Source organism: Stenotrophomonas sp. AB1(2024) (assembly GCF_037482345.1).
In the GTDB taxonomy this organism is placed as follows: Bacteria; Pseudomonadota; Gammaproteobacteria; order Xanthomonadales; family Xanthomonadaceae; genus Stenotrophomonas.
Window position 1 is genome coordinate 499,038 of the sequence record NZ_JBBHKO020000001.1, and the last position, 19,330, is coordinate 518,367.

Consider the following 19,330-nt stretch of genomic DNA (forward strand, 5'->3'; position numbering starts at 1 on the left):
TGCTTCACGCATTTGGGCGAACAGCCGGTGGCCATCGCTTGGCCTGAGCTGGGCTGCCCGCCGGCCGCCCCCAGCTCGGATGGATGAAAGCGCCGCTTTGCGCGCAGGCCCGGACAAACACAAAAAACCCGGCCGAAGCCGGGTTTTTCGCATTTCAAACCAACCCCATCAGGTCCAGCCGAACAACTCGAACAACCTGAGGATCAGGTAGGCGCAGCCACCGGCGGCCGGGATGGTCAGGATCCAGGCCCAGACGATGCGCTCGATCACGCCGAAGCGCAGCGAACGCGGGTTCTTGGCGAATCCCACGCCCATGATCGCGGTGGAGATGCTGTGGGTGGTCGAGACCGGCATGCCGAAGTGCGCGGCCAGGGTCAGGATCGTGGCCGAGCTGGTTTCGGCGGCGAAGCCGTGGATCGGGTGCAGCTTGACCATTTTGTGGCCCAGCGTCTTGATGATCTTCCAGCCGCCCGAGGCGGTACCGGCCGCCATCACCACCGCACAGGTCAGCACGATCCACATCGCAATGCCGTCACCGGCCTGCGCGTCCGGGTGCATGAAGGCCAGCCAGGACGGCAGGTCGTTCAGCGCACCGGTCGCTTCGGCACCGATCAGGGTCATGGCGATGATGCCCATGGTCTTCTGCGCATCGTTGTGGCCGTGCGCGAAGCCCATGTAGGCCGCCGACACGATCTGCGCCTTGCCGAAAAAGGCGTTGACGATGCGCGGGCGGGCCATGCGGCCCAGCCAGCCACCGACCTTGGCCATGCCGGCGATGATCGCCCACAGCAGCAGCATCACCACGATGCCGAGCAGGAAACCGGCGATCGGCGAGGTGATCATCGGCAGGAACACCTTCCATAGCAGGCCCTTGTTCTGCGCCCAGGTGCCGATGCGTTCGGACCAGATCAGCGCGTCCCAGTTGTTGTGGGCCGCGGCCAGGCCGGCGCCGCACAGGCCACCGATCAGCGCGTGCGAGGACGACGACGGCAGGCCCTTCCACCAGGTGATCAGGTTCCAGATGATGCCGCCCAGCAACGCGCACAGGATCACCTGCGGGGTCACGTCGACCACGCCGGTGTTGAGCAGGCCCGAGGCGATGGTCAGCGCCACGGCGGTGCCGGTGAGGGCGCCGATGAGGTTCATGAAGGCGGCGAGCATCACTGCCCAGCCGGGCGAGAGCACCTTGGTCGCCACCACGGTGGCGATGGAGTTGGCGGTGTCGTGGAAGCCGTTGATGAACTCGAAGACGAGTGCGGCCAGGATCACCACCAGAACGAGGGTCAGCATGCTGTGGCGTCCGTCAGCTGTTCTTCAGCACGATCTGGTATGCCACCACGCCGGCCTCGCGGCAACGGTCGATGGCTTTTTCCAGGATCTCGAAGAATTCCTTGAGCAGGAACATCTGCAGGTTGTCCAGGCGACCGGAATAGATGTCGCGATACAGCTCGAGCATCAGGCGGTCGGCTTCGTTTTCCAGCGCGCGCAGCTTCTCGTTGAGCCCGGTCATCTTGTCCAGGTCCATGTTGCGCAGGTCGTGGACCATCTCCACCACCACGGTGGCGGCCTGCTCGAGCATCGCCGCGCGGGGCGCGAAGTCGATGTGCTCCAGGTGCTGGGTGGCCAGCGAGTAGCGGTCGGCGAATTTCTCGACCTGCTTGGGGATCTTGTAGAGGGCCGAGCCCAGCGCTTCGATGTCTTCGCGCTCGATCGGGGTCATGAAGCTGTCCACCAGCGCCTGGCTGATCTTGTCCGAGGCGGCGCGTTCGCGCAGGCGGGCCAGCTTGAAGGCGTCCAGCGCCGGCTGCCGGTCGGCGTCGCGCAGCATCGAATGCAGCGCCTTGGCGCTGTCGTGGGCCGCCTGGGCAGCCTCGTCCAGCAGGGTGTAGAACTGTTTGCCGGAGCCGAAAATGGTCTGCAGAGAGAACATTGAGAAACCTATTCGCCGTCGAGGAAGGACGGCACCGGGCGGAATTATGACGGTTTGATGTCCAATCCGGGTACTCCCGTCGTCTTCACGCCGTGTGGGGGTCGCCTGAACGACCCTGTTTGCTTCCCTCCCCCCGGCTTTTGTTAAGATGCGCGGGCGCCTTCGGGCGCACTCTATGGACGACGACCCTTTCCCCCCGCCGCGCCCGCCAGGCTTGACCTGGCCCGGTAGCCGCCCCTGCTTGAACACGCCCTCCCTGCCACCAACCGGGGACGATGCCCGTGTTTGAACTGATCCTGCTTGTTTTCGCCCTGATCCTGCTCAACGGGTTCTTCGCCATGTCCGAGATGTCGGTCATGACCTCGCGCAAGAGCCGCCTGAAGCAGATGGCCGGCACCTCCAAGCGCGCCGCCAAGGCGCTGGAACTGTCCGAGAAGCCCGAAAGCTTCCTCTCCACCGTCCAGATCGGCATTACCGTGATCGGCGTGCTGACCGGCCTGCTCGGCGGCGACGCCATCGGCGAGGCCATTGCCATCTGGATCAAGAGCCTGATGCCCGGCTTCGGCCACGCCGAACTGGTCGGCAAGGGCCTGGCCGTCACCCTGATCACCTTTGTCACCCTGATCTTCGGCGAACTGGTGCCCAAGCGCCTGGCACTGACCCGCTCCGAGGACATCGCCGGGCTGGTCGCCCTGCCGATGAGCTGGCTGGCCAAGCTGGCCTTCCCGTTCGTCTGGCTGCTGTCCAAGACCACCCGGCTGGTCCTGCGCCTGCTGGGCCTGGGCAATGACGAAGCCGCGACGGTGAGCGAAGAAGAGATCCGCATGCTGGTGGCCGAAAGCCACGAGGCCGGCGTGATCGACGCGCACGAGCGCGACATGATGAACCGGGTGATGCGCCTGGGCGACCGCACTGCCGACAGCCTGATGACCCCGCGCAACCGGATCGCCTGGCTGGATACCCAGGCCGACGCGGAGAAGAACCTGGCCACCATGCGCGAGCATGAGTTCTCGCGCTACCCGGTGTTCCGCGGCAACGACCAGGACATCGTCGGCGTGCTTGAGGTCAAGAGCCTGGTGACCCGCCTGGTGCGCGATGAGCACTCGCTGTTCCAGCAACTGCGCGAGCCGCTCTACGTCTCCGAATCCACCCATGCGATGAAGCTGCTGGAGATCTTCCGCGAGGAACAGCAGTCGATGGCGCTGGTGGTGGACGAGTACGGCGAGATCCAGGGCCTGGTGACCATCAGCGACCTGATGGGCGCGGTGGTGGGCCGCATGCAGTCGGTGGAGAACGTCGACGAGGATGCGCTGGTGGTAACCCGCGAGGACGGCTCGCTGCTGGTGGACGGGTCATTGTCGATCGAAGACCTGCGCGAACTGATGGGCAATGCCGAACTGCCCGATGGCGAGGACGGCGACTACTACACGCTGGCCGGCATGTGCATCCACTACTTCGGCCGCATCCCGCATGCCGGGGAATACTTCGACTGGGCCGGCTGGCGCATCGAGATCGTCGACCTGGACGGCGCGCGCGTGGACAAGCTGCTGCTGCGCACGCTGGCCGAAGAGGAGACCGATGAACTCACCGGCTGATCCGCCCCCCGCGCCGGACCAGAGCCGGCCGGAGTACCGGAACGAAGGCATCCGCACGCTGCTGGCGATGTTCGACCACGGCGATCCCGACGAGCGCCTGCTTCTGGGGCAGATCCTGCAGGGCCTGCAACAGAGCGCGTTCGGGGTATTCCTGTTCATCGCGATCCTGCCGTCCTTCATCCCGATCCCGGGCCTGGGCGGTGCCGTCAGCGGTCCGCTGGTGATCCTGATCGGCGTGCAGATGTTGTGCGGCCTGCGGCGTCCATGGCTGCCGCGCTTCATCGGCAACCGCGGCCCGCGACGCGGCACCATGCACAAGTTCCTGACGCGGATCGACGGTCCGCTGCGCCGGCTGGACCGCATGCTCAAACCACGCCTACCGCTGCTGCTGCTGCCGTTGCCGGCGCATGCCTTCACCGGGCTGCTGCTGGTGTTGACCGGGCTGCTGCTCTCGCTGCCGATCCCGTTCACCAACTACCTGTTCGGGTTCCAGTTGCTGCTGTTTTCGCTGGCGCTGCTGGAGCGCGATGGTACGTTGATGCTGATCAACTGGATCGGCGCGATTGCCACCGTGCTGTTCTTCGGCTTCAGCTCGGGGCAGCTGGTGGAATACCTGACGAACCTGTTCCAGCGCTGGTTCTGATAGAACCAGCGCGGTAGAGCTACGCCCTGCGTGGCTGACACATTGTCCGGCACCGTAGAGCCACGCCCTGCGTGGCTGACGCGTTGTCCGGCACCTGCAGCCACGCAGGGCGTGGCTCTACCGACCAAAGCATTGGCGCGTCATTGCCCGGGCGCGTGGCGACGCGTTCGTCATCACGCCGGGTCAGGGATGCCTTGCCACGCCTGCATCGCCAGGCCGAACGAACGCTTGCGCGCGCCGTGGTCGTAGATGTTGGCGGTGAGCAGCAGTTCGTCGGGCTTGTGGCGTGCGGCAAACGCAGCCATGCCTTCACTGACCTGGCGCAGGTCGCCGACCACCGCGCAGGCCAGCGCGTTCTGCACGCCGATCTTCTCGTGCGGCTGCCAGAACGCTTCGATGTCATCGATCGGCGGCGGAATCAGGCCAGGCTGGCCACGGCGCAGGTTGACGAAGCTCTGCTGCTGGGTGGTGAACAGGCGCTTTGCCTCGGCTTCGGATTCGGCAGCCACCACGTTCAGGCCCAGCACGGCATACGGTGCGGTCAGGTACTGCGAGGCGCGGAACTCACGGCGATATACCGCCAGCGCTTCATCCATCGCATCGGGCGCGAAATGCGAGGCGAAGGCGAACGGCAGGCCCATGGCGGCGGCCAGGCGCGCGCTGAACAGGCTGGAACCCAGCAGCCACACCGGCACCGGGATGCCCGCGCCAGGCACCGCACGCACCGCCTGCCCGGGCTGCGCCGGCTCGAAATAGTGCAGCAGCTCACGCACGTCCTGCGGGAACTGGTCGGCACTGTCGAAGTAGCGGCGCAGGGCACGCGCGGTGGGCTGGTCGGTGCCAGGTGCGCGGCCCAGGCCCAGGTCGATGCGGTCCGGATACAGCGAGGCCAGCGTGCCGAACTGTTCGGCCACCTGCAGCGGCGAATGGTTGGGCAGCATGATGCCGCCGGCACCGACGCGGATGCGCTGGGTACCGCCGGCCACATGGCCGATCAACACGGCGGTGGCAGCGCTGGCGATGCCGGGCATGTTGTGGTGCTCGGCCAGCCAGTAGCGGTGGTAGCCCCAGCCTTCGGCGTGCTGGGCCAGGTCCAGCATGTTGGCGAAGGCCTGGGTGGTGTCGCTGCCCTCGCAGACCGGGGCCAGATCAAGAATCGACAGTTGCATGGACGCGTTCCATCAAAGGTTATCCCCTGTTGATGGGGGCGCCGGTCGACGGACACCATGACCGCTGGCGGAATGGTGATTCCTGTGGGATTGCCAGGGCCGGCCAACGGCCGGCGCGACCGGGATGCCGACGGATCGGTAGCGCCGGCCGTTGGCCGGCCCACGCATTCCGTATCCGCTCGATATCAATCGGCGGTCTGGTCAACCAGCGGTTTCAACTCCGCATCGAGGGCCACGCGTTCGTCGAACACGAAACAGCGGCCTTCATAGCCTTCACCGCCCACGGCCTCGAAATAGCCCAGGATGCCACCGTCGAGCTGCAGCACGTTGTCCATGCCGTCGTTGCGCATCCACAGCGCCGCCTTCTCGCAGCGGATGCCACCGGTGCAGAAGCTGACCACGGTGCTGTCGCGCAGCGCCTCGCGGTGCGGGGCCAGCGCGTCGGGCAGATCGGTGAACCTGGTGATCGGCAACACCAGCGCATCCTGGAACGTGCCGTACTCGATTTCCTGGGTGTTGCGGGTATCGAGCATCACCACGGGCTTGCCGGCGTCGTCGTGGCCCTGGCGCAGCCAGCGCTGCACCGTGGCCGGGTCCACCGAGGGCGCGCGCGGGTAGGCAAGCGGCTGGCCGTCGTCGATGCGGAAACTGATGATCTCCGGCTTGACCTTGGCCTTGAGCCGCGCGAACGGCTGCATCTGGCTGTAACTGGTCTTGACCCGCAGTCCGTCGAAGCGCGGGTCGGCCTGCAGCTCGGCGTAGAAAGCGCCGATCCCGGCGTCAGGGCCGGCCAGGAACAGGTTGATGCCCTCGCCCGCCACCAGCACGGTGCCGCGCAGGGCGGCAGCCTCGGCGCGCGCGAGCAGCGTCGCGCACAGCGCGTCCGGGTCGGCGATCGGGGTGAAGTGGTAGGCGGCGGTATTGGCGATCATCCGCCCATTTTACCCGGGCCCCGTGTCCCCCGCCCAACCTGGCGTTCAGCCGCGCAGCAGCACGAACGGCAGCAGCACCAGTGCCGCGGCCACCAGCATGCCCGCCAGCACCGCCACCACGAACAGCGGGCGGCGCCGCAGCAGCGTGCTGAAGGTTTCGGCGCTGCCGTCGGCCAGCGCGGCCTGGCGCTCGGCGCGGACCCGCTCGCCGCGCGCCTGCTGGTACTCGGCCATCAGGGCCTTGGCCCGGGGCTGGTCGGCGTCGTCGCGGATCCAGATGCCGCCAAAGGAAATCCCCCAGGGGCTGGGCTCGGTGCGGTAGTGGGCAATGCCCGCCCGGTCCAGCAGGGCGATCACATCCTGGATTTCATCGTCCGCGACATTGCGCAGGTTGAGCAGCAGTTTCGACATGCGCCCATGATAGCGCCCGACGATGCGATACCCTTGCGTCCCCGTTTTCCACCGGTGCTGCCCATGGCTCGTCTGCCCAAGTTCCTGCTCGTTCCCGCGTTGCTGTCGCTGCTGGCTGCCTGTACTCCGCCCGGCCCGCCGCCGGGGGGCAGCATCGCCACGTTCGAGAAGATCGATACGCAGCCTGGCACCGGCGCCGAGGCCACCCCGGGCAGCACCATCGTGGTCCACTACACCGGCTGGGTGTACGACGAAAAGGCTGCCGACAAGCACGGCGCCAAGTTCGACAGCTCGGTCGATCGCGGCGAGCCGTTCAGCTTCGGGCTGGGCCAGGGCCAGGTGATCAGGGGCTGGGACGAAGGCTTCGCCGGCATGAAGGTCGGCGGCAAGCGCACCCTGATGATTCCAGCCGAGTACGGTTATGGCGCCTCGGGTGCCGGCCCGATTCCGCCGAATGCCTCGCTGGTGTTCGATGTCGAGCTGCTCGACGTCAAGCCGCGCTGAGCCGTTCATGCGCATCGAAGTACGCCCGCCGCGTCGGGTAGCGATCATCGGCGGCGGCCCCGCCGGGCTGATGGCCGCCGAGACCGTGCGCGCAGCCGGCCACGCCGTGGACCTGTACGAGGCCAAGGGCTCGCCCGGGCGCAAGTTCCTGATTGCCGGCAAGGGCGGCTTGAACCTCACCCACTCCGATCCGCAGGACGTGTTCGTGGCCCGCTACCGCGAACGTGCCGCCGAGGTCGGTGCGTGGCTGGCCGATTTCGACGGCCCCGCGCTGCGTGCGTGGGCGGCCGGTTTCGGCGTGGACACCTACGTCGGCACGTCCGGGCGGGTGTTCCCCGTCGACCGCAAGGCCGCCCCGCTGCTGCGCGGCTGGGTGCGCCGGCTGAAGGATCAAGGCGTGCGCTTCCACGTGCAGCATCGCTGGACCGGCTGGCAGGACGACGGCGCGCTGCGCTTCGACACGCCTGACGGCGTTGCCACGGTACAGGCCGACGCGGTGGTGCTGGCGATGGGCGGCGGCAGCTGGCCCGAGCTCGGCTCGGACGGCGCGTGGGTGGCACCGCTGGCCACACGCGGCATCGGCATCGCGCCGCTCAAACCGGCCAACTGCGGCTTCGATATCGAATGGACGCCCTACTTCCGCGACCGCCAGGCCGGCGCACCGCTGAAGCCGGTGGTCGCGCACTGGATGGGACTCGATGGCCGGGAACACACGCAGCAGGGCGAATGCGTGATCACCGCCAACGGTATTGAAGGCAGCCTCATCTACGCGCTCGCTGCGGACCTGCGCGACACCCTCGCGCGCGATGGCCACGTGCAGCTGCAGCTGGATCTGTTGCCCGGCCAGACCGAAGCGCAGTTGCTGGCCAAGCTGCACAAGCCGCGCCAGGGCCGCAGCTTCGGCGAACACCTGCGCCGCCAGCTGGGCCTGAGCGGGGTGAAATCGGCGCTGTTGTTTGAAGTGCTGGGCAAGGACGCCGGCCAGCTGCCGGCCGAGACCATTGCCGCCGCGCTGAAGCGGCTGGCGCTGTCACCGCTGCGCCCACGTCCGATCGACGAGGTGATCAGCACCGCGGGCGGCGTGCGGCTGGAAGTGCTGGATGACGCGCTGATGCTGCGCGAGGTCCCCGGCACGTTCTGCGCCGGGGAGATGCTGGATTGGGAAGCCCCAACCGGTGGCTATTTGTTGACCGCGTGTTTCGCCAGCGGGTTGCGCGCGGGGCGCGGCGTGGTCGATTACCTCGCCCGGTGATGCCATGTACCGACCAACGGTGACGCAGCATCGGTAGCGCCGGCCGTTGGCCGGCCCAAGCGATCCGTGGTCCGGCCAACGGCCGGGGCTACCGCCGCAAATCGCGTCAACGCGATTTGCTGTTGCGCAGGGCCTGGATGCGCGCCGGCGGCTGGAACGAGTCGCTGCGCGCGTCGCCCCAGAAATCGTGGAAGACCGCGTGGTCCGGCACCCGGCGCAGCAGCTCGCCCGGGGTGAGGTAGCGATACAGCGAGGCCAGCGAGCGGATTTCCACCGGCGACACGCGGCGCACGATGTGTTCCGGACCCAGTTCGGCCGGATGCTTCAGCCCTGCGGCGCACAACAGGTCGCGTAGCGCGCGCAGGGTGTTCTCGTGGTAGTTGTGCACGCGCGTGGCCTTGTCGGCCGGATCCAGGTGCCGCCAACGGTTCGGGTTCTGCGTGGCGATGCCGGTCGGGCAGCGGTCGCTGTGGCAGCTCAGCGACTGGATGCAGCCCAGCGCGAACATGAAGCCCCGCCCGGCGTTGCACCAGTCCGCGCCCAGCGCGATGGTGCGCGCGATCTCGAAGGCACTGCTGACCTTGCCCGCCGCGCCGACCCGGATGCGGTCGCGCAGGTCCAGGCCAACCAGCGTGTTGTGTACCAGCAGCAGCGCTTCATGCATCGGCACGCCGACATGGTCGATGAACTCGGCCGGCGCCGCGCCGGTGCCCCCTTCGGCACCGTCGACCACGATGAAATCAGGCAGCAGCGCGGTTTCCTGCATCGCCTTTGCGATGCCGAACCACTCCCACGGGTGCCCGATGGCCAGCTTGAAGCCTACCGGCTTGCCACCGGACAGCTCGCGCAGGCGCGCCACGAACTGCAACAGCTCCACCGGCGTGCTGAACGCCGAATGCTTCGACGGCGACACGCAGTCCACGCCCATCGGCACGCCGCGCGTGGCCGAGATCTCGGCGCTGACCTTCGCCGCCGGCAGCACCCCGCCATGACCGGGCTTGGCGCCCTGCGACAGCTTGATCTCGATCATCTTCACCTGGTCGGTGTTGGCGTTGGCGACGAATCGCTCTTCGCTGAAACCACCGTGCTCATCGCGGCAGCCGAAGTAACCCGAGCCGATTTCCCAGACCAGGTCGCCGCCCATCTCGCGGTGGTAGGGCGAGATCGAGCCTTCGCCGGTGTCATGGTAGAACCCGCCACGGCGCGCACCCTCGTTGAGCGCGCGGATGGCGTTGGCCGACAGCGAGCCGAAACTCATCGCCGAAATATTGAACACACTGGCCGAGTACGGCTTGGCGCAGTTGGGGCCGATCAGCACACGGAAATCGTGGTCGGCCACCTCGGTCGGCGCCAGCGAATGGTTGATCCATTCGTAGTCCACCGCATAGGTGCTGCGCAGGGTGCCGAACGGCACCACGTCCATTTCGTTCTTGGAGCGCTGGTAGATCAGCGCACGCTGCTGGCGCGAGAACGGCACATCATCAAGATCGCTCTGCACGAAGTACTGGCGGATTTCCGGGCCGACCGATTCCAGCCCGTAACGGAAATGCGCCAGCACCGGGTAGTTGCGGCGCAGCGTGCTGCGCTTCTGCAGCAGGTCCCAGGTCCCCAGGATGGCCATCGCCGCGCTGATGCCCACGCCCCAGTACCAGGCAGGCCAGTACCCGGCCAGCCACAGCGAGACCGGGAACAACAGGATGGCGAGCATGTAGACCAGGTAACGATGCATGGCTTTCCTCGATCAACAACCGTGTTCGAGTCTACAGCCGGTCGTCGACGACGTCCCGTGGCCAGACCGATTTGACGTCGTACACAACCCCATCCGGCCGCAGCAGCGCACGGATCCGGGCAGCGTCGAACGCGCGGAAGCTGTCGTGCGCCACCGCCAGCACCACCGCGTCGTAGCCCTGCGGATCCGGCTGTTCCACCCACTGCACGCCACTGCCTTCCAGCGTGGCCGGGCCGACCCACGGGTCCTGCACATGCACCTGCGCGCCGCTGGCCTGCAGCGCCTGGGCAAGTTCCAGCGCACGGCTGTTGCGCAGGTCCGGGCAGTTCTCCTTGAAGGTCACCCCCAACACCAGCACGCGCGCCCCCTGCCCGCTCCTGCCGCGGCCAGCCAGCAGCGCCAGCACGCGTTGCGCCACGTGCGCGCCGACGCGGTTGTTGACCTGTCGCGCGGTGTGGATCAGGTCGGGGTGGTAACCGACGCTTTCGGATTTGTGCAGCAGGTAGTACGGATCGACCCCGATGCAGTGACCGCCCACCAGGCCCGGGCGGAACGGCAGGAAGTTCCACTTGCTGCCGGCCGCATCCAGTACGTCCTGGGTGTCGATACCAAGCCGGTCGAAGATCAGCGCCAGCTCGTTGACCAGCGCGATGTTCACGTCGCGCTGGATGTTCTCGATCACCTTGGCCGCTTCGGCCACGCGGATCGACGGTGCCGGCCAGGTGCCGGCGGTGATGATGCGCGCGTACAGCGCATCGACCAGCGCGGCGACCTCCGGGGTGGAACCGGACGTGATCTTGCGGATGTCGGGCAGGCGCCGCTCGCGGTCGCCCGGGTTGATCCGCTCCGGGCTGTAACCGCAGTGGAAATCATGGTTGAAGTGCAGCCCCGAACCGGCTTCCAGCAGGGGCACGCAGACTTCTTCGGTGGTGCCGGGATAGACCGTGGATTCGTAGATCACCAGGTCGCCAGGCTTGAGCACGCTGCCGATCAGGATGCTGGCTTCGCGCAATGGGCCAAGATCCGGCTGTTCGTGCGCGTCGATCGGCGTGGGCACGGTCACGATGTAGACGGTACACGCCGCGAGATCGGCGGGGTCGACGCTGTAGCGTGCGTGTACTGCAGCGGCGAGTTCGTCCGGGGACATCTCCAATGTGTGATCGCGGCCCTGCTGCAGCTCGGCCACGCGTGCGTGGTCGATGTCATAGCCGAGCGTTGGCTGGTGGGCACCGAATGCAACCGTCAACGGCAGCCCGACGTAGCCCAGTCCGATCACCCCGATGCGCGCCTGGGCGGCGCGGTCCGCCGCCGTCATCCGGCCAGCCTCGCAGGCGCGTGGACGCGCGATGACAGGAACGCGGGGGGACGATCGATCATGCGGGGCACCAGCAGGCAACAGATGCGACAAGCCTAACGCGGCAGGCCCTGCGCCACAAAGAACAAAGCCGCCGCCCGCGGAGAGTACGGACGACGGCCAACAAGTGGTCCAGCTGCGGTTACTTCCCTTTCAGACAACCCCGGGGCATACCCCGGACCGGTCACAGCTGGTAGACACATGGTAGGGATCGACCTGTGATCTTTGTGTTACGAGCAACGATGACTACGACCCCAGCGTCACCGCGGCCGGTTCGAGCTCGCCGGAGACACCGGTCCACAGCTCCAGCAGGCGCGCAAAACCCACCCTGCGCTGTCCGTCCACCGGCGCGGCGGCGGAGAACCCATCCCAGTCGGCGTCCACGACCGCGTTCATCACCTCCGGCTCGATCCGGGCCGAGGCCATCGTCCAGCGCGGGAAGTGACGGGTGGCGACCTCGCCACGCGCCAGTTCGCGCACCTGCCGGTGGCTGCGGGCGTTGATCACACGCTGTTCGACCGGAGCCACGCCATCGTCGGGGCCCTCGATGTACTGCAGGAAGCGACGGCCATCGAACATCAGCACGCCCGTTACCCCGGCTACCCGGTTGAAGCTCGACGCCTCGGCCAGGATGCGGTCGATGCCAGTGCCGTCGATGCCTTCGACTGCTTCGCTCACATAGGCGAACGCCCGCAACGCCATATGCACCCCCGGTGAAGTCCACATGACTATGCCATGAAGCCTGCGGGGTAGATAGGCGATCGCGTTCGGCGCAGGCGGTCGAGGCAGCGGCCGGGTTACCAGGGAAATCCGCCCGCGTGGTGGCCGGCGACCATGCCGCCGGCCACCACGCTGGATTCCGCTACAATCCCCTCCGCAGCGCCGGCCCGGATGGCGAAACTGGTAGACGCATCGGACTTAAAATCCGCCGGGGGCAACCCCATGCCGGTTCGATTCCGGCTCCGGGCACCAATGGTTTCGGGCTGTTTCCACCCATCGCGCAAAACGGATCGGTGCAGGTTTTGTGCAGTGGTCAGCCCTTCTCCCACCACTTCCCGCGCCCCCGGCCCTTCCGCCGGGCTGACTCTTTGAGCGACGCGGCGCGCTGCTCTTCAGGGGTGCGGGTATCGGGCATCAGGAGGTGCCCGAACGTCGGGGCGAGCTTCGTGGGGTCCGGGCGGTCGGATTCGGGCTTGTCGGGGGTGTCGGGGGTGTCCATGGGCCGAAGATACACGCCAGTCGGCTCACCCGGTGAGACGGACCTCCTGTTACCTCAAAGATTGGTGCGGTAGTTGAGCGCAACACTCATGTCAGTAACGACCGGGGTATTGACACCATCGGCTACGGTGCACCGCTTGACAGCGATCAGGAAGTCATTTTTTGAAACGGTGGCAGTGAACGATGGGCTGAAGACATTGGCGCCTGGCGTCGGGATTGCCGTGCTGCCGCTCAAATGGGACCATGTGCAGGTATAAGAGCCGGAGCCGCCAGATGCGAATACGCTTCCGCTCGCTGATACAACTTGGCTGGCAGGCGCCGGTTCGTTCTGTGTAACGGTGCCAGTAGCGCCAGAGTTACTGGCCGCAAGACCTCCACCTCCAGCGCCGCCCTGCCCCCTGAAATTGGCGAAGCTGATTGCCCCACTCGTTGGCACGGTTGCATTGGCCCCTGTGTTGGGTACGCGCGGGCCGCCGCGATAGTAGTCCGAGATTTGAAATGGCGAACCCCCGCCGTACTGCTGCATAAGCATCTGCGCGGTAATCGGACCGGTACTAGGCAGCGTCATTTGCACCCTCCAGGTCACGCACTCGATCACGCAGGTACTGGATCTCCGCAATAACCAGCGGCATGGCCTTCTCCCAGCGGATCGTCTTGATTCCGGTCTTTTCGTGGGTGCCGACCATCGTGGGCATCACCTCCTCAGCCTCTTGAGCCACGGCACCGATCTCATGGGGAGCGTCTGGCTTGAACTCCGGGTTAAGGTCGCTGATCGCCGCAAAGTCCCAATCAAACTCGCGGACGCGGAAGCGGCTGAAAAAGTCCTCCACAGCCTGATTGGAGACACTAGCAACTCTGGATTTAAGCCGCGCATCGGACGAGTAGGCCGTGATATTGCCGGTGCAGAATATGGCGGCATTGAAGTTGTGGGAGCTGCCGTTGTAGTCAAAGGGGATGTATGCGCCGCCGCCGTAGTCGTAGCCGAACACCTGCCCGCGACCAGTGGTGGAGTTGCACTCCAGCGCGCAGGCCAATCCAGTGGGATATCCGCCGAGGTTGGGATTTCCCGCAACTGAGTACACCCGGCCAGCCCCTCGAACGGGAGCCGCCGCACGAACGCCACCAGAGAGGGCTTCGAAGTCGCCACCCACCGCCCTGAAGCTGAAGAACGAGGTGGTGGCGGAATCGTCAGTACGGGCGCGAAGGCCAATTGAACCGTTAGATGCCTTGTAAAGATATCCGGTTGGGCCGAACAGGTTTAGTGCCCCGTTGAAGCCAACGTCGCCAGTGAAGGTGTCGCCGGCCCGGTTTGCGGCCACGTAGCCAGTACCGATAACCACGCGCCACACGCCGGATGCGGTGCAGCGCAGCCCCAGGGTGCTTCCTGCCGTCACGGCAAGGTCGGCTCCGGTGGGAGTGGAAATTCCCGATCCCTGCACAATAGTCAGTGCGCTCTGAAAGTAAAGTTCCCGAAAGCACCCCACAAAGCCGGGGCCAAAGCTGTAAATCGCGGATGTGCCCGTAATAATCACAGACTCACCGTTCGCCAGGCCGATGTCTGTGGTCGAAGCCGACGCAATGGTCGAGGACGCCACCGCGTTGGTTGATCGGAGGATGGCCGACAGCGACCGGATGTAGTTGTCCAGGCTGTTGCCGATTGACTCGGTGCCGGTCGGAAAATTGGAGCTGGCGAGGGTCGCCAGGTCCGCCATACTGTTCGGGACGGGCATAATTTCTCCAACAAAAAAGGCCCCGCAGGGCCTTGGAGTGGTAATATCGGGAGGTCTGACTAAGCCGACCGGCGCGGTATCCAGAACATGGACAAAGAGCGGGTTATTGCGATCATCCTGACCCCCATCGTTATCTGGCTTTGGGATGTCTTGACCAACTACCTGGAACGACGCAGGGACCGGAAGGAAGCCGCGTTAGCGGAATATCATTCCCGCTCAGTCGTCGTTTCTGCGCCGCTTCGCCTTGGCAGCGACAGCGGGAGCAGCGACGACAGCCCCGACCGGGGCGGCGCGGGACAGGGCCAGTAGGCCAGCACCCTGGGGAAGCTTGGACAGGGCATCGGCCAGCAGGCCGCTGTTAAGCGCTCGGCCTACCGTCGCACCGCCTGCCAGTAGGCCACCGATGGCCGGTAGCGCACCCAGCCCCCCCGCAATGCCGCCACCGCTCAGCAGGCTACCCGCGATCAGACGCCCAGACGTGCCGCTGTCCGGAATAGGGTCCTTGAGTACCACCTGCCCAGATCGCGCTAGATCGCGCATTTCCTTGGTGCTGCCCTTGCGGATTGCAGGCCACAACGCCGAAGGACGCACGTCACCGCCTGCGCCCGCCACCTGCTTCAGTACGCCCTCGGTGGTGCGGAAGTTCGCCCACTGGCTGCGCAGCGCCTTCAGAGCCGCAGCATCTGCCACTCCCACAGACTCAGCCGCGATGTCGTCCAGTTCCCCGCGTAGCGACTTGATGGCGTTGGCGACACCAGGATTCGCGCGTCGCTCAGCCTCCTGCAGGTTGGTGCGCAGGCGCTGGTAAATCGGGCCGGTAATCTGGCCGTCCTGCACTTCATCACGGATCTTCTGTGCGTAACGCTCAACTACCGCTGCCTCTTCGCGCAACAGGGGCTCGGTGGCCTCCGCCTGCCGAGCAGACAGACGACTGGCCGCAGCCTCATCCAGCGGGATATTGTTCCGGTCGTAGATTTCTTGGAACCGACCGCTCATACCCTTGCGCGCAGTGGTCAGGGCCTCGTCCGTGAACTGCGGGACATCGGCACCGAAAGTCTTGCCCACGGCACGGTTGAATGCCTGCTGCTGGGTCTTTGCGGCGCTGCCGGCCCCCGAGAAGGGAAGGTATTTCGCCACGCTAGCCATGGTCTTGATCGGCAGCGACTCAGACAGCTGCGACAGATGCAGGGGAATCCCCTGCTCCCGCATGACCTCCAAGGCGCGCTGACGGATCGGATCGACCGCCGCTTTGGCGCGCCCCGCAAGCGCCCCAAGGCCGCTCTGCAGCAGGCCACCCGCCGCACCTGCGGCACCGCCGATGGCGGCATTCTCCAGGCGACTCTCATCGTCCAGCACGGGAGCAAGTGCGGCATACCCACCACCAAGAGCTGCGTTGCCGGCGAGTCGGGCGCCGAACGTGGGCAACCTCGCCACACCGCCACCCGGAACAGCAAGTAGGCCAACGTCACCCGCGATCTTGCCTGCGGTGGCTGCGCCACTGCCGTCCATGAACTGCATTTCCTGCCGCTGACGGGCTGCGTCCTGCCCATCGGCAATTCCGGCCAGCTGCCCAGCACCCAACGCAGCCGAGGCCACGCGTGACCCTGCGCCCGCTGCCGCCTGCGCCAGCAACGGGGCCTGCCGGAACGACTGCTGGCGATTCGCCAGCTCGGCAGCAGCAGCAGCCTGCGGGTCGAACTGGGAGCGGCGGATGCGGTTTTCAGCAGCAAGCTGCTCCGCGCCCATCCCGCCCAGGCTCTCAGCACCCTCCAGGCGCTGCAGGCCCGGCACGGCCTGAGCGGTGGAGTCTACCGACGCCCGCACACCCGAGAAATCGGCACGCGCGGGCTTCTGACGGTACTTCGCCAGTGCCATTTCCATCGTCCCCGGCGACGTGCCGTCCGGAAACTCGACAATGTTGCCGTCCGGCAGTTCGACTTCGATGGGCATTATTCGATCTTCCCGGTTGCGGGGTTGAACTTCAGGCGGCGGGGCGCGGGCTTGGCTGCGGCGGGAGCTGCGGCAGTGCCGGGGATGTTCTGATCCGCGTATTTAAGGTTGAGCAGTTCGATCTGATCGAGCGCAGCAAGGCGAGTGGACACGGGCAAGCTGGCGTTGCCTACGTCGCCGGCCATCTGCTTGTACATCTCGACATCACGGTCAGACTGCGGGCCTTCCATGCGAGGCATCTTGCTGGTCATCTGTCCTGCAATGGTCTGCAGTTTGGCGTTTGCGTTGGCACCCGCCGTCCCCTTGCCAAACCATGCGTTTGCCTTGTCGTAGGACGCCCCAAGGCCGCCGCCTGTGGCCTGCGGAAGAACCGAGCGAGCCTGCTTGATCAGGTCCAGGGCGACATTGGCATCACGCCGCTTGGTAGCGGCCTGTGCCTCCACTTCGGCCTGCGTGGCAATATCGGCCTTGCCCTTCGCCTCATTCAGGGCCGCATTAGTGCGCAGGTTTAGCTCGGTTGGCAGCACGCTAAGCTCAACGTTGCGCTTTGCGGCTTCAACGGCAGCAGCCTCGTCTTCCGGACGGCGCCCCGTCGCGATGCCGGGACGCGCGGATGCCTGCGGACTCGCGAATCGGTCAGCCACCCCCGGTCCTGCGTTGTACGCAGCCAGAGCGAGGTCTGGACGGCCCGGGTAGCGCTTCAGCATGGCGGTTAGGTAGTCGCGACCGAGGCGGACATTCTCCTCCGGAGAGCCGTTCTGCAGTGGGGACACGCCGAAGCCCGGATCCGCACCCGTGGCGGGCATGACCTGGGTCAGCCCAACCGCGCCCTTGGGTGAAACCGCAGCCGCATTCCCGCCGCTCTCCTGTTGGATAAGGGCCGGGAGGATCTGTGCAGCCTGCTGTTCCGGCGTCGCATTCGGATCAACAGCCACGTTGCTCAGAATTTTGCGGACGTAGTTGTCGGTCTCAGCAATGCCAAAGCCCGGAGTAGCTGGCGGGGCGGTCGGAACACCGTCCCCCATTCCACCAAGCGGAACAAACTCCCCGGCTGCCTCGTCATAGACCTCCCGCTCACCGGTTCGCGGATTGTTGCGACCCATGCGCTTACGGCCATCAGACCCTTCGAACTCAAAGAAGCCGTAGCCAGCGCTGGATGCGCGCCCCTCAGTGCCGAGTGCCACCTGAAATGCCCGCTTGTACTCGTCCGTACCCGGCTCAAAGCCTGCAGCGCGGGCCTTGGCGTCCAGTGCCCGGAAGTCGGTGCCGCCGCCGAGCTGCTGCTGCATCGCCTGCTGCCGGTAACGCTGTTCGCCCACGCTATTTGCGCCGCGATTGACCGCCAGCAAACCAGACTGAAGCCCCTCACCTAGCGACTGGCTGAAGTTGCCACCACTCTGGGAGGACAGCATCGCCAGTCCAGACGCAAGCAGCCCCTGCTTGGCAAGGGCGCGCTTGTCCTGATCGGTTAGACCATAGGATTCAGGAATGAAGTTGCCAAGGAGACCGCCTAGATTAAACGCCATGACTGCACTCCATTAGCCGAACAGTGATGCAATGATCTGCGCATATGCCGCGCCATTTTCGGCGGCACTCTTGTACTTGGGATTGTCGCCCGTCACCGTCTCACTTCCCGTGCCACCCTTGATCGACCCCAGCGCGTTGCTCAGCAGACCCAGACGGTTGGCATCCCAATCGCGGTACTCGTTGAACTGGTCGCGGTCGTCGTTGATCGCCTGCTGCTGCAGTGCCTGCTGCAAGGAGCCGTTACGCAGAAGCTGGTTGGCATCGCTCTGGCCCATCTGCTGCAGCGAGGGCAGGAACGACATTGCCCCCTGCCGGTTTTGCTGGTCCTGATTCCAGATACTGGCGTTTCGATTCAGGCCCGATTCGGCGAGCTGGGCCTGCCGGTCGTAATCGGCGTTTCGATACTGGAAGTTGGTATCGCTGAGCTGCTGGGCGAGGTTCTGCTGCCCCTGGCTCAGCGCCTGCTGCATGGCGGAGCCACCATAGGCGCCGCCAGCGTTGAACTGGGCAAGCTGGGTCGGTAGCGTGGAGTCGGTGTAGTTCTTGGTAATATCGCGGTTGGCCGCAGTGATCATTTTGCCAAGGTACGGGTTCTCGCCGGCATACTGATTGGTCTGATCGCGATACGGGTTGTCGTACTCGCCGCCGATGGTCCGATTGATGTAGTCGCCGGCATTGGCCTGCCACTGGCCGTTCTGCGCCGCCTGGCCGCGCGCCATCTCAAAGGCGCTCTCCTGATCGCCACTGAATCCGGCCACGGTTGGGCCGCCATAGCCCATGTAGGGCTGTTTGGACAGCGACGAGGCGCGCGACAGTGCGTCCTGATAGTACGGAACCGACCATGCGGGCGGATCGTTGGTGTTAACCGTGGTGTTGGTGGTCTTCTTCTTTCCGGAACTCATGCCAGCGGCACCTCGTAGGTTGCGGAAACCAAACGGAACCGCTTTGCCCAGCCGAGCCGGGGCGATTCAAGGGTCAAGCGCGTGGCGCCAAAGTGGCGTGCTGCCTGTTTGATCTGCTCAAGGCCGAAGTTGTAGGACTCGGCATCGCCACCGTTGTGAGCAATCCAGATATGCAGGCTGGGATTGCCGCTGTACTCCTCTACCTCGCGGGTGAGGATGAACATGCACTTGTACTGGCCCAATCCGTAAACAACGTGCAGCACCGCCTCGCCGGACTTGATCCGGTGAAACACGTCTTCCTTGATCCAGTCAGGAGAAGTGGCCGCAATGACCGAATCCAGCGCAGGAGCAATCACCGGCCAGTGAGCGCGAAGCTCGTCCGGTTTAATAATGATGAGTTCCATCAGGTCCCCGTTAATGTGCGAGATTCGGCCCAGGCGCCAGGTGCGCCAGCGGCGACGCAGACCCATCCCATGACCACGTA

Annotated in this window: 19 protein-coding genes and 1 tRNA gene; 5 read left to right on the forward strand and 15 right to left on the reverse strand. The window is 65.6% G+C overall.

Annotated elements, in window-relative coordinates; genetic code table 11:
- Window positions 1-168 precede the first annotated feature (168 nt).
- Both WIX41_RS02245 and WIX41_RS02250 read right to left on the reverse strand, forming a co-directional pair.
- Window positions 169-1,290 (reverse strand): inorganic phosphate transporter, encoded by a 1,122-nt coding sequence (locus tag WIX41_RS02245; protein WP_339445554.1) that lies wholly within the window; start codon window positions 1,288-1,290, stop codon window positions 169-171.
- Between the two features lie 13 nt (window positions 1,291-1,303).
- Entirely contained in the window at window positions 1,304-1,930 is a 627-nt protein-coding gene (locus WIX41_RS02250; protein ID WP_339445555.1) for a DUF47 domain-containing protein, read from the reverse strand.
- A 275-nt stretch (window positions 1,931-2,205) separates the two neighbouring features.
- Between WIX41_RS02250 and WIX41_RS02255 the strand changes: the two genes are divergently transcribed.
- Both WIX41_RS02255 and WIX41_RS02260 read left to right on the forward strand, forming a co-directional pair.
- Window positions 2,206-3,525 (forward strand): hemolysin family protein, encoded by a 1,320-nt coding sequence (locus WIX41_RS02255; protein ID WP_409187302.1) that lies wholly within the window; start codon window positions 2,206-2,208, stop codon window positions 3,523-3,525.
- Window positions 3,509-4,168: an exopolysaccharide biosynthesis protein gene (locus WIX41_RS02260; protein WP_339445557.1), complete on the forward strand. Its 660-nt coding sequence runs from the start codon at window positions 3,509-3,511 to the stop codon at window positions 4,166-4,168. Before WIX41_RS02255 ends, WIX41_RS02260 begins: the two co-directional genes overlap by 17 nt.
- Window positions 4,169-4,341: 173 nt before the next feature.
- On the opposite strand, the gene WIX41_RS02265 is transcribed toward WIX41_RS02260, so the two are convergent.
- The 3 genes from WIX41_RS02265 to WIX41_RS02275 form a co-directional block, all read right to left on the reverse strand.
- Window positions 4,342-5,337: an LLM class flavin-dependent oxidoreductase gene (locus WIX41_RS02265; RefSeq protein ID WP_339445558.1), complete on the reverse strand. Its 996-nt coding sequence runs from the start codon at window positions 5,335-5,337 to the stop codon at window positions 4,342-4,344.
- 185 nt (window positions 5,338-5,522) lie between these two features.
- A complete protein-coding gene (locus WIX41_RS02270) occupies window positions 5,523-6,269 on the reverse strand; it encodes a sulfurtransferase (protein ID WP_339445559.1) in 747 nt (248 codons plus the stop codon).
- 45 nt (window positions 6,270-6,314) lie between these two features.
- Window positions 6,315-6,680 (reverse strand): DUF6164 family protein, encoded by a 366-nt coding sequence (locus WIX41_RS02275; protein ID WP_093534086.1) that lies wholly within the window; start codon window positions 6,678-6,680, stop codon window positions 6,315-6,317.
- Between the two features lie 63 nt (window positions 6,681-6,743).
- Between WIX41_RS02275 and WIX41_RS02280 the strand changes: the two genes are divergently transcribed.
- Both WIX41_RS02280 and WIX41_RS02285 read left to right on the forward strand, forming a co-directional pair.
- Window positions 6,744-7,184: an FKBP-type peptidyl-prolyl cis-trans isomerase gene (locus WIX41_RS02280; RefSeq protein WP_339445560.1), complete on the forward strand. Its 441-nt coding sequence runs from the start codon at window positions 6,744-6,746 to the stop codon at window positions 7,182-7,184.
- A gap of 7 nt (window positions 7,185-7,191) precedes the next feature.
- The gene (locus tag WIX41_RS02285) at window positions 7,192-8,436 is read left to right on the forward strand and encodes a TIGR03862 family flavoprotein (protein WP_339445561.1); all 1,245 of its coding nucleotides are present in this window, start codon (window positions 7,192-7,194) and stop codon (window positions 8,434-8,436) included.
- 106 nt (window positions 8,437-8,542) lie between these two features.
- Here the strand turns inward: WIX41_RS02285 and WIX41_RS02290 are convergent, their stop codons facing one another.
- From WIX41_RS02290 to WIX41_RS02300, 3 genes are all read right to left on the reverse strand, one after another.
- Window positions 8,543-10,165 (reverse strand): FMN-binding glutamate synthase family protein, encoded by a 1,623-nt coding sequence (locus WIX41_RS02290; protein WP_339445562.1) that lies wholly within the window; start codon window positions 10,163-10,165, stop codon window positions 8,543-8,545.
- A gap of 31 nt (window positions 10,166-10,196) precedes the next feature.
- The gene (locus WIX41_RS02295) at window positions 10,197-11,480 is read right to left on the reverse strand and encodes a nucleotide sugar dehydrogenase (protein WP_339445563.1); all 1,284 of its coding nucleotides are present in this window, start codon (window positions 11,478-11,480) and stop codon (window positions 10,197-10,199) included.
- A 285-nt stretch (window positions 11,481-11,765) separates the two neighbouring features.
- On the reverse strand, window positions 11,766-12,245 hold the full coding sequence (locus tag WIX41_RS02300) for a BLUF domain-containing protein (RefSeq protein WP_339445564.1): 480 nt from the start codon (window positions 12,243-12,245) through the stop codon (window positions 11,766-11,768).
- Window positions 12,246-12,404: 159 nt separating this feature from the next.
- Here WIX41_RS02300 and WIX41_RS02305 point away from each other — a divergent pair.
- A tRNA-Leu gene (locus WIX41_RS02305) sits at window positions 12,405-12,491 on the forward strand.
- A gap of 61 nt (window positions 12,492-12,552) precedes the next feature.
- On the opposite strand, the gene WIX41_RS02310 is transcribed toward WIX41_RS02305, so the two are convergent.
- The 7 genes from WIX41_RS02310 to WIX41_RS02340 all read right to left on the reverse strand — a co-directional run bounded on the left by WIX41_RS02310 (window position 12,553) and on the right by WIX41_RS02340 (window position 19,316).
- Window positions 12,553-12,738, reverse strand: a complete 186-nt coding sequence (locus WIX41_RS02310) for a hypothetical protein (RefSeq protein WP_339445565.1) — start codon at window positions 12,736-12,738, stop codon at window positions 12,553-12,555.
- A gap of 54 nt (window positions 12,739-12,792) precedes the next feature.
- Complete coding sequence (locus WIX41_RS02315; protein ID WP_339445566.1) at window positions 12,793-13,305, reverse strand: hypothetical protein; 513 nt, start codon at window positions 13,303-13,305, stop codon at window positions 12,793-12,795.
- On the reverse strand, window positions 13,292-14,467 hold the full coding sequence (locus WIX41_RS02320; protein ID WP_339445567.1) for a tail fiber domain-containing protein: 1,176 nt from the start codon (window positions 14,465-14,467) through the stop codon (window positions 13,292-13,294). Before WIX41_RS02320 ends, WIX41_RS02315 begins: the two co-directional genes overlap by 14 nt.
- Window positions 14,468-14,683: 216 nt before the next feature.
- Window positions 14,684-16,417 carry a hypothetical protein gene (locus tag WIX41_RS02325; protein WP_339445568.1) on the reverse strand — a complete coding sequence of 578 codons (1,734 nt, stop codon included), beginning with the start codon at window positions 16,415-16,417 and terminating at the stop codon, window positions 14,684-14,686.
- Window positions 16,417-17,943, reverse strand: coding sequence for a lytic transglycosylase domain-containing protein (locus WIX41_RS02330; RefSeq protein WP_339445569.1), 1,527 nt, complete (start codon window positions 17,941-17,943; stop codon window positions 16,417-16,419). Before WIX41_RS02330 ends, WIX41_RS02325 begins: the two co-directional genes overlap by 1 nt.
- Window positions 17,944-17,955: 12 nt before the next feature.
- Entirely contained in the window at window positions 17,956-18,846 is an 891-nt protein-coding gene (locus WIX41_RS02335) for a hypothetical protein (RefSeq protein ID WP_339445570.1), read from the reverse strand.
- The gene (locus WIX41_RS02340; protein WP_339445571.1) at window positions 18,843-19,316 is read right to left on the reverse strand and encodes a hypothetical protein; all 474 of its coding nucleotides are present in this window, start codon (window positions 19,314-19,316) and stop codon (window positions 18,843-18,845) included. Before WIX41_RS02340 ends, WIX41_RS02335 begins: the two co-directional genes overlap by 4 nt.
- Window positions 19,317-19,330 lie beyond the last annotated feature (14 nt).

Coding starts and splice junctions, on each gene's coding strand:
- WIX41_RS02335 (WP_339445570.1), bottom strand. CDS start 18,846: ATGAGTTCCGGAAAGAAGAAGACCACCAACACCACGGTTAACACCAAC.
- WIX41_RS02280 (WP_339445560.1), top strand. CDS start 6,744: ATGGCTCGTCTGCCCAAGTTCCTGCTCGTTCCCGCGTTGCTGTCGCTG.
- WIX41_RS02265 (WP_339445558.1), bottom strand. CDS start 5,337: ATGCAACTGTCGATTCTTGATCTGGCCCCGGTCTGCGAGGGCAGCGAC.
- WIX41_RS02245 (WP_339445554.1), bottom strand. CDS start 1,290: ATGCTGACCCTCGTTCTGGTGGTGATCCTGGCCGCACTCGTCTTCGAG.
- WIX41_RS02330 (WP_339445569.1), bottom strand. CDS start 17,943: ATGGCGTTTAATCTAGGCGGTCTCCTTGGCAACTTCATTCCTGAATCC.
- WIX41_RS02340 (WP_339445571.1), bottom strand. CDS start 19,316: ATGGGTCTGCGTCGCCGCTGGCGCACCTGGCGCCTGGGCCGAATCTCG.
- WIX41_RS02260 (WP_339445557.1), top strand. CDS start 3,509: ATGAACTCACCGGCTGATCCGCCCCCCGCGCCGGACCAGAGCCGGCCG.
- WIX41_RS02320 (WP_339445567.1), bottom strand. CDS start 14,467: ATGCCCGTCCCGAACAGTATGGCGGACCTGGCGACCCTCGCCAGCTCC.
- WIX41_RS02270 (WP_339445559.1), bottom strand. CDS start 6,269: ATGATCGCCAATACCGCCGCCTACCACTTCACCCCGATCGCCGACCCG.
- WIX41_RS02310 (WP_339445565.1), bottom strand. CDS start 12,738: ATGGACACCCCCGACACCCCCGACAAGCCCGAATCCGACCGCCCGGAC.
- WIX41_RS02255 (WP_409187302.1), top strand. CDS start 2,206: ATGCCCGTGTTTGAACTGATCCTGCTTGTTTTCGCCCTGATCCTGCTC.
- WIX41_RS02300 (WP_339445564.1), bottom strand. CDS start 12,245: ATGTGGACTTCACCGGGGGTGCATATGGCGTTGCGGGCGTTCGCCTAT.
- WIX41_RS02315 (WP_339445566.1), bottom strand. CDS start 13,305: ATGACGCTGCCTAGTACCGGTCCGATTACCGCGCAGATGCTTATGCAG.
- WIX41_RS02275 (WP_093534086.1), bottom strand. CDS start 6,680: ATGTCGAAACTGCTGCTCAACCTGCGCAATGTCGCGGACGATGAAATC.
- WIX41_RS02290 (WP_339445562.1), bottom strand. CDS start 10,165: ATGCATCGTTACCTGGTCTACATGCTCGCCATCCTGTTGTTCCCGGTC.
- WIX41_RS02295 (WP_339445563.1), bottom strand. CDS start 11,480: ATGACGGCGGCGGACCGCGCCGCCCAGGCGCGCATCGGGGTGATCGGA.
- WIX41_RS02285 (WP_339445561.1), top strand. CDS start 7,192: ATGCGCATCGAAGTACGCCCGCCGCGTCGGGTAGCGATCATCGGCGGC.
- WIX41_RS02325 (WP_339445568.1), bottom strand. CDS start 16,417: ATGCCCATCGAAGTCGAACTGCCGGACGGCAACATTGTCGAGTTTCCG.
- WIX41_RS02250 (WP_339445555.1), bottom strand. CDS start 1,930: ATGTTCTCTCTGCAGACCATTTTCGGCTCCGGCAAACAGTTCTACACC.